The 5,249-nt window shown below is 53.2% G+C and carries 10 protein-coding genes; 2 read left to right on the top strand and 8 right to left on the bottom strand.

Annotated elements, in window-relative coordinates:
* Positions 1-140: 140 nt before the first annotated feature.
* The 5 genes from G7Y52_RS15130 to G7Y52_RS14355 all read right to left on the bottom strand — a co-directional run bounded on the left by G7Y52_RS15130 (position 141) and on the right by G7Y52_RS14355 (position 2,134).
* Entirely contained in the window at positions 141-458 is a 318-nt protein-coding gene (locus G7Y52_RS15130; protein WP_206215336.1) for a hypothetical protein, read from the bottom strand.
* 12 nt (positions 459-470) lie between these two features.
* Positions 471-743: a hypothetical protein gene (locus tag G7Y52_RS14370; protein ID WP_165073082.1), complete on the bottom strand. Its 273-nt coding sequence runs from the start codon at positions 741-743 to the stop codon at positions 471-473.
* The gene (locus tag G7Y52_RS14365) at positions 715-927 is read right to left on the bottom strand and encodes a hypothetical protein (protein ID WP_165073080.1); all 213 of its coding nucleotides are present in this window, start codon (positions 925-927) and stop codon (positions 715-717) included. Before G7Y52_RS14365 ends, G7Y52_RS14370 begins: the two co-directional genes overlap by 29 nt.
* A gap of 501 nt (positions 928-1,428) precedes the next feature.
* Complete coding sequence (locus G7Y52_RS14360; protein ID WP_165073078.1) at positions 1,429-1,593, bottom strand: hypothetical protein; 165 nt, start codon at positions 1,591-1,593, stop codon at positions 1,429-1,431.
* 262 nt (positions 1,594-1,855) lie between these two features.
* A complete protein-coding gene (locus G7Y52_RS14355) occupies positions 1,856-2,134 on the bottom strand; it encodes a hypothetical protein (protein WP_165073076.1) in 279 nt (92 codons plus the stop codon).
* Positions 2,135-2,776: 642 nt separating this feature from the next.
* Here G7Y52_RS14355 and G7Y52_RS15125 point away from each other — a divergent pair.
* Positions 2,777-3,025, top strand: coding sequence for a hypothetical protein (locus G7Y52_RS15125; RefSeq protein ID WP_206215335.1), 249 nt, complete (start codon positions 2,777-2,779; stop codon positions 3,023-3,025).
* Positions 3,026-3,047: 22 nt separating this feature from the next.
* Here the strand turns inward: G7Y52_RS15125 and G7Y52_RS14350 are convergent, their stop codons facing one another.
* The 3 genes from G7Y52_RS14350 to G7Y52_RS14340 form a co-directional block, all read right to left on the bottom strand.
* Entirely contained in the window at positions 3,048-3,335 is a 288-nt protein-coding gene (locus G7Y52_RS14350) for a hypothetical protein (RefSeq protein WP_165073074.1), read from the bottom strand.
* Positions 3,336-3,694: 359 nt separating this feature from the next.
* Positions 3,695-4,087, bottom strand: coding sequence for a hypothetical protein (locus G7Y52_RS14345; RefSeq protein WP_165073072.1), 393 nt, complete (start codon positions 4,085-4,087; stop codon positions 3,695-3,697).
* Positions 4,074-4,550, bottom strand: coding sequence for an ImmA/IrrE family metallo-endopeptidase (locus G7Y52_RS14340; protein ID WP_165073070.1), 477 nt, complete (start codon positions 4,548-4,550; stop codon positions 4,074-4,076). Before G7Y52_RS14340 ends, G7Y52_RS14345 begins: the two co-directional genes overlap by 14 nt.
* 469 nt (positions 4,551-5,019) lie before the next feature.
* Here G7Y52_RS14340 and G7Y52_RS14335 point away from each other — a divergent pair.
* The coding region (locus G7Y52_RS14335) for a helix-turn-helix domain-containing protein (RefSeq protein WP_165065509.1) at positions 5,020-5,249 on the top strand (230 nt) is incomplete at its 3' end.

Here is a 5,249-nt window from a genome sequence, read left to right as displayed (position 1 = left end):
GCGCTTGCCAGGGTACTCATACGCATGACGACACATGACTCAGACCGTCCTTTGCCCCTGGCCGCCGTTCGCCCGGATAAAAACGTAATGGCGGCGGAGCGCGCTGAAAAGTTGGGAATTGCCGTTTACTGTGGCCACGGTCATAGCCCGGCGGATCCAGGCCAGGGCGCTCTCTGCCGTGGCCGGGAAGCGGACAGTGATTTTTTCAGACACTGACACTCCTCCTTTTTGACTGATTTACTCGCCTGTACGGGCCGCTCTTCGTGTGCGTGTCTGGCCCTGGCCTCTTCTCCGGTCGGAATGAACATGCCTTCGGCGTCCCGTGCCGCGTCCCGGTAGGATTCCTGTTCGGCCGGGTTGTCGAGTGCGCCGCCGATGCCGAACAGGAGCACCAGCGCCAGGGCGGCAAGCCAGCCGCGCCAGTTGCGGACGGGGGAAAGGTCGTCACGCCGCTGCATCGCAGGCGTTTTTCATTGTTCCCTCCTTCCGTCCTTGTATGGCGAGCGCGGGGCCGTGGACGCGCCGCTGCGGCGCTGATTGTTCCAGAGGCGGCAGGCGGCGCAGAGCGTCATGCCGGGGATGGCTTCATCCTTGCATCGGACGCACAGCCCGGCGGCGCGCAGGTTGTGGTAGCGCTCGCGCATATAGGCGCTGGCCGTGTCGCGTCGGCGCTGGGCTTCGGCCAATTGCGCCCGCAGCGAGCGCCGGATACGATCAACAATGTCGCGGTCTGGTTCTCGCATAGTCCCTCCCGGCCAATGCCTGCTGCCATTGCCGCAACACCTGAGCCATAGTGCGGCCTTTAAAAGACTCGCGTGTACCGTCAGGCATGGGCAGCACGCCGATAATGCGGCGGCGTGCGGATCTGAAATGGATCAGTACGGACTCGCCCCGTCTGCCCTCGTATTCGCGGATGCCGTAGCACATGCGCCCTCCTGTGCCTGGATGATGCCCGGATAGCGTTCAGCCTCATAGGCGAGCACGTCCGCCCGCTCTCGGATGATGCTTTCAAGGTTCATGCTTCCCTCCAAAAAAAGAGGGCCGGAGCATGAGCCCCGGCCCGTGGTGGTCTGGCAGGTATTTTACGCGGCGCGGTCCGCGACATGCGTCGCGCCTGGCGCGGGCTTCTTCCAGGGAGTGTGCCTGCGCGCAGCGTGGGAATTCGGCAAAACAAAAGGCCGCCCGGTGAAGGACGGCCTTTGTTTGTATAAGGCAGAAAAGGCTAATGCTGCTTGCGAGTGGCGTAAAAGCCCACAGCCGCAATGGCTACTACGAACACGAGAACGGCAATTTCAATCATGGCTTGACCTCCATGAGAGCCGCCCGTGGTGTGCGGGGGAGAGGGTTACTTGCCATAAATGGCGTAAAGCACGCCGCACGCGGTCAGCGCAAGCACAAAAATAGTTGCCATAGTCATAATGCTCATGACTAAGCCTCCTTGTTGAAAACGGCGATAATCAGCCCGCACAGAACGCATACGCAACCGAATACCAAAGTTTCCTGCTTAGGTTCAAAAATGTTTAGCGTTCCCAGCGCGGCGATGCCGGTACCTTGCAGAGAAAGCTGAAGATAGTCCAAAATTCGTTTTTTCATATCCGCTTCTCCCTTACGATAACCATTATCTCGCAAGTTGTCGAACTCTTTTGCAGGTTGTCACCCTGCGGGGTTAGTCACCTTCCCCGGAACCTACCGCCGGACTTTCGCCCACGGCTTTGCGGAACCACCCCGAACATTGCGCTCGTTCGGTAGCTAAAAATTACCCTACACCAGATCTAGCGTCAAGGGTAAATTTTAGCATTATAAAAATATAAAAAAGGCGGTTTTACCGCCCTCTATAAGGATAGGATTTAGCTATCTACAAATTGTTTTCGTCCATTGCCCGGGTCAGAATGCGGGCCGGGTCAACACCCAGAGCCTTTGAAAGCAATATGAGGTCTTGAACGCGAAGCCGTTGAGGCTGCCCATTGCTTTGCTTATTTCGTATAGATTGAATTTTCCTTCGCGGGTCTTTGTCATCGGGGTAGGCAATTTTCCCCCATTGGACTTCAGACAGCCCTTTTTCATTACGCTTTTCATCCAGTAGTTCGACGATTTTTCTTTCAACCTGCACGGCAATCTCTCTCAGTTCCGGCATAGAAGCCCTCCTTTTTTCTAAGGACTAACTTGCCGGAAAATTTACAGCACAAAAAGGCGATATTTTTTTCTTGTATCTAGCTAAAAAATACCCTATCTCTCAACCAAGGGCAAGCCCGTACCTGCTCTTGCTCTTTGACATCAGCAACTGTTCGGAAATATCGAACGGTTGCCCCACCCCGAAGACCCGCCCAGCCCACGCCGCGCAAGGTAGATCCTTCCCGCCGTGGTGACGACGGCGAGAGTACGCCCGGAAACGACCGGGCCGCGCTTGGACGGCGTTTGGACCAGGGCGCGAAACCTTGCCGAAAGGCAAAAAAAAGGCCGCCTGGTGAAGGACGGCCTACTGCTGTGTGTGGGGGGGAGGTACTTATGCGCCCTGATGCTGTACAGGGCAAAAAGAAAGGCACCGGTTCCCACGATAGCTCTCAATAATGAGAGATGCGTTCATTTCAGAAAAATATCAATGTTTGCTGGTTAATGCGGCCCAAAAACCGACAGCCGCAATTACCGCGCAAGCCAACCCGAACGATACCCAGATATTCATATTCTTGTCTCCAGTGCGGTTAAAATGTAGCTCACAGCCATGCAGCCAACTCCCAGCCAAATTCCTGTATTGACGCACTGAAAAAGCCCAACCAACATGCTGCCGATTGCCAGCTTTTCAAGAGCGTCAGCCGTTCATTTCAGGATTGCTTTCTTCATCCCCTGTCTCCAGTCTTACCCTAACCATTTTTCTCCCGACTGCCAACTCGCCGGGGTTGTGGTTCAAGGCTCCAGTCCGGCGCTCCGCACGTCGTCTATTTTCACCCCGGCCCTCGTCGGCCTTCCGCGTGTTGGTGAAGATAAATTAACGTTGAGCGTTATTTATGTCAACAAAATTAACGAATAGGGTTAAAAATTGTTTTTGCCAGCTAAATTCTTGTTTCTTCAAAGTGTTGCATGATTATGGTGAGCGTAGAAGCGGGGTCAAGGCCAACAGCCTTCGCAAGCTCGACATATTCCCCCAAGTCCATTTTGCGCGGGGGCTTGTTGCCCTGCGGGGCGCGCAAACGCTGTATCATCATGCGGGCGGCAGGCAGTGCCTTTTCTGGATAAAGACACCGTGCAAGGTCATCAATAGTCATTTTCTTGGCTTTCCGGCGCTCATCAATGACGCGCATGGCTTCCCGTTCAATCATATTTCTTAAGTCCTCTGGCATAGCCCCCTCCATGAGAATTTGGGGGCATACTACCATATCAGCGCGTTAATGGTCAGCGTTATTTTTCTTGACCTGTTTTAACGCTCATAGTATGTTCCCGTCAACAGAAGGCGCAAGCCTTCCGCTCCTTGACAATCAACCCCGAAGACCCGCCCAGCCCACGCCGCGCAAGGCAGCTCCTTCCCGCCGTGGTGACGGCGGCGAGGGTACGCCCGGAAACGACCGGGCCGCGCTTGGACGGCAGTTTGGACCAGGGCGCGAAACCTTGCCGAAAGGCACAAAAAAGGCCGCTGGAATCCCGGCGGCCTGTGAAGGAAAAGGGCGGCTCCGAAGAATCCGCCTCGTGTTTTGCATGAACCTTATAAGCTGGGATGAATTTTGAATCCTTCTTTGAGCACGTTGGTATAATCCTCTTTTGCGGGGTCTATCCTGAATACCGCTCTTACCAGCCCCCACAACATGGCGGACGGTACCAGCAGAAGGGCCAGCAAAAGGCCCATAACATGCTTATGGGCGACGAACATTTGAAGCATGATTGTGTGTGTCACCAACATCCACATCACACTAAAAAATATGGCATAGAGCAAGACGCATATGATGCAAACCGCGATGAAGAGCCATTGTCTATGCCTGTATCTTTGTATTTCAAGCGAAATTTCGGTTTGCTGATTATTTTCAGTAATAATAATGGAGGATTGAGAGCTATCTCCCCCGGAAAGGTCTTGGGAAGAACAGATATCAGCGGATTCCATAACCCAGGTCCTTGAGTCTATACCGCATTGCTGCTTTGGATACCTTGAAAAGAGAGGCAAGCTTTTCCAGTTCACGCACACCGCGAACTTGAATCAATGCATGTACGAAATCCTTCGGCATAAGCAAGTGGGCGGCGAATTTGTTGGCGGCCACCTCCTTGGGATCGCTAAAAATCATTGTAAAATTTTCAGGAGTATCTCGGTCACGAGGCCCGTGCGAAAGCGCATGATGCCCAAGCTCATGAGCAATCGTGAAACGCTGCCTGACAATACTTTCCTTGGGATTGTAAGTAATAAGCGGGCCTCCGTTCTTCGCGCCCGTGGGCTCATAATGTCCGCTGCCGTCAAGATTGGGGGCGGCCAGAACCGAAATCCCCATTTGTGTGGCGATATATCCAGGGTCGACCGGAAGGCTGCCGTCATCCCAATAGGCTGAAAGGACATCCTTAGCTGACATGGGCATGGCACATCTCCCTTTTCAGACTTGAATAACCGCTTCCCATTTCGGTTAGCGGCTTCTACAAGATAAAAATATGACAGCTTTGTCTGAAATGCAACGACAATTTCCGTCACAGGGTATGACTTTTAGAGTCAAACTCCTTTTACAACCATTTAAAATAAAACGAATTTTTTAAGAAAATCATCCCAAAAGTGAGACCCTCTTCCGTCAAATTCCGCTTCGGTTCCGCCGGCTTCCGGCATTTCCGGAAACCGGCGGTCAGAAACGAAATTCGCCAATCGGTTACAAGATGTAACCTTCTGAATTTCACGGGCTGCTCGTGTCTGGCGTCCACCCGTGCGGCGCTCTCGTCGCCACCGCCCGCCGCCTTTCGGCCTGCCCTACATATCGGGCCATTCGTGCGGGCGCCCCTTCCTACCGGGCTAGAGCAATTTGACTTTTATTTTATTTAAAAATCGTTTAGATTGCAGAGATGAAATTTGCATCTGAAGAAATCCGAACCAAGGCTGTTCATGCGTATCTTGATGGAAAAGCAACAGCCAGGCAATTGGCAGATATTTTAGGTTATACCCCGGCTAGCATCTGCAATTGGGTCAGAGCTTACCGTGAAAACCAACGATTATCAGCCAAACCCAATGGCCATCGCCCAAGTTGTTTCTCATGCGAGGAGATTCGGGAATTGCAAGCCCTTCTTGATAAAAA

Source organism: Desulfovibrio sp. ZJ200 (genome assembly GCF_011039095.1).
Lineage (GTDB): Bacteria > Desulfobacterota > Desulfovibrionia > Desulfovibrionales > Desulfovibrionaceae > Desulfovibrio.
This window is presented reverse-complemented; position numbering and strand designations above follow the sequence as displayed.

Bases quoted from the DNA above. Each gene is read 5' to 3' on its own strand.
- G7Y52_RS15130 (WP_206215336.1), bottom strand. From the start codon at position 458: ATGCAGCGGCGTGACGACCTTTCCCCCGTCCGCAACTGGCGCGGCTGG.
- G7Y52_RS14370 (WP_165073082.1), bottom strand. From the start codon at position 743: ATGCGAGAACCAGACCGCGACATTGTTGATCGTATCCGGCGCTCGCTG.
- G7Y52_RS14365 (WP_165073080.1), bottom strand. From the start codon at position 927: ATGTGCTACGGCATCCGCGAATACGAGGGCAGACGGGGCGAGTCCGTA.
- G7Y52_RS14360 (WP_165073078.1), bottom strand. From the start codon at position 1,593: ATGAAAAAACGAATTTTGGACTATCTTCAGCTTTCTCTGCAAGGTACC.
- G7Y52_RS14355 (WP_165073076.1), bottom strand. From the start codon at position 2,134: ATGCCGGAACTGAGAGAGATTGCCGTGCAGGTTGAAAGAAAAATCGTC.
- G7Y52_RS15125 (WP_206215335.1), top strand. From the start codon at position 2,777: ATGCTGCCGATTGCCAGCTTTTCAAGAGCGTCAGCCGTTCATTTCAGG.
- G7Y52_RS14350 (WP_165073074.1), bottom strand. From the start codon at position 3,335: ATGCCAGAGGACTTAAGAAATATGATTGAACGGGAAGCCATGCGCGTC.
- G7Y52_RS14345 (WP_165073072.1), bottom strand. From the start codon at position 4,087: ATGGAATCCGCTGATATCTGTTCTTCCCAAGACCTTTCCGGGGGAGAT.
- G7Y52_RS14340 (WP_165073070.1), bottom strand. From the start codon at position 4,550: ATGCCCATGTCAGCTAAGGATGTCCTTTCAGCCTATTGGGATGACGGC.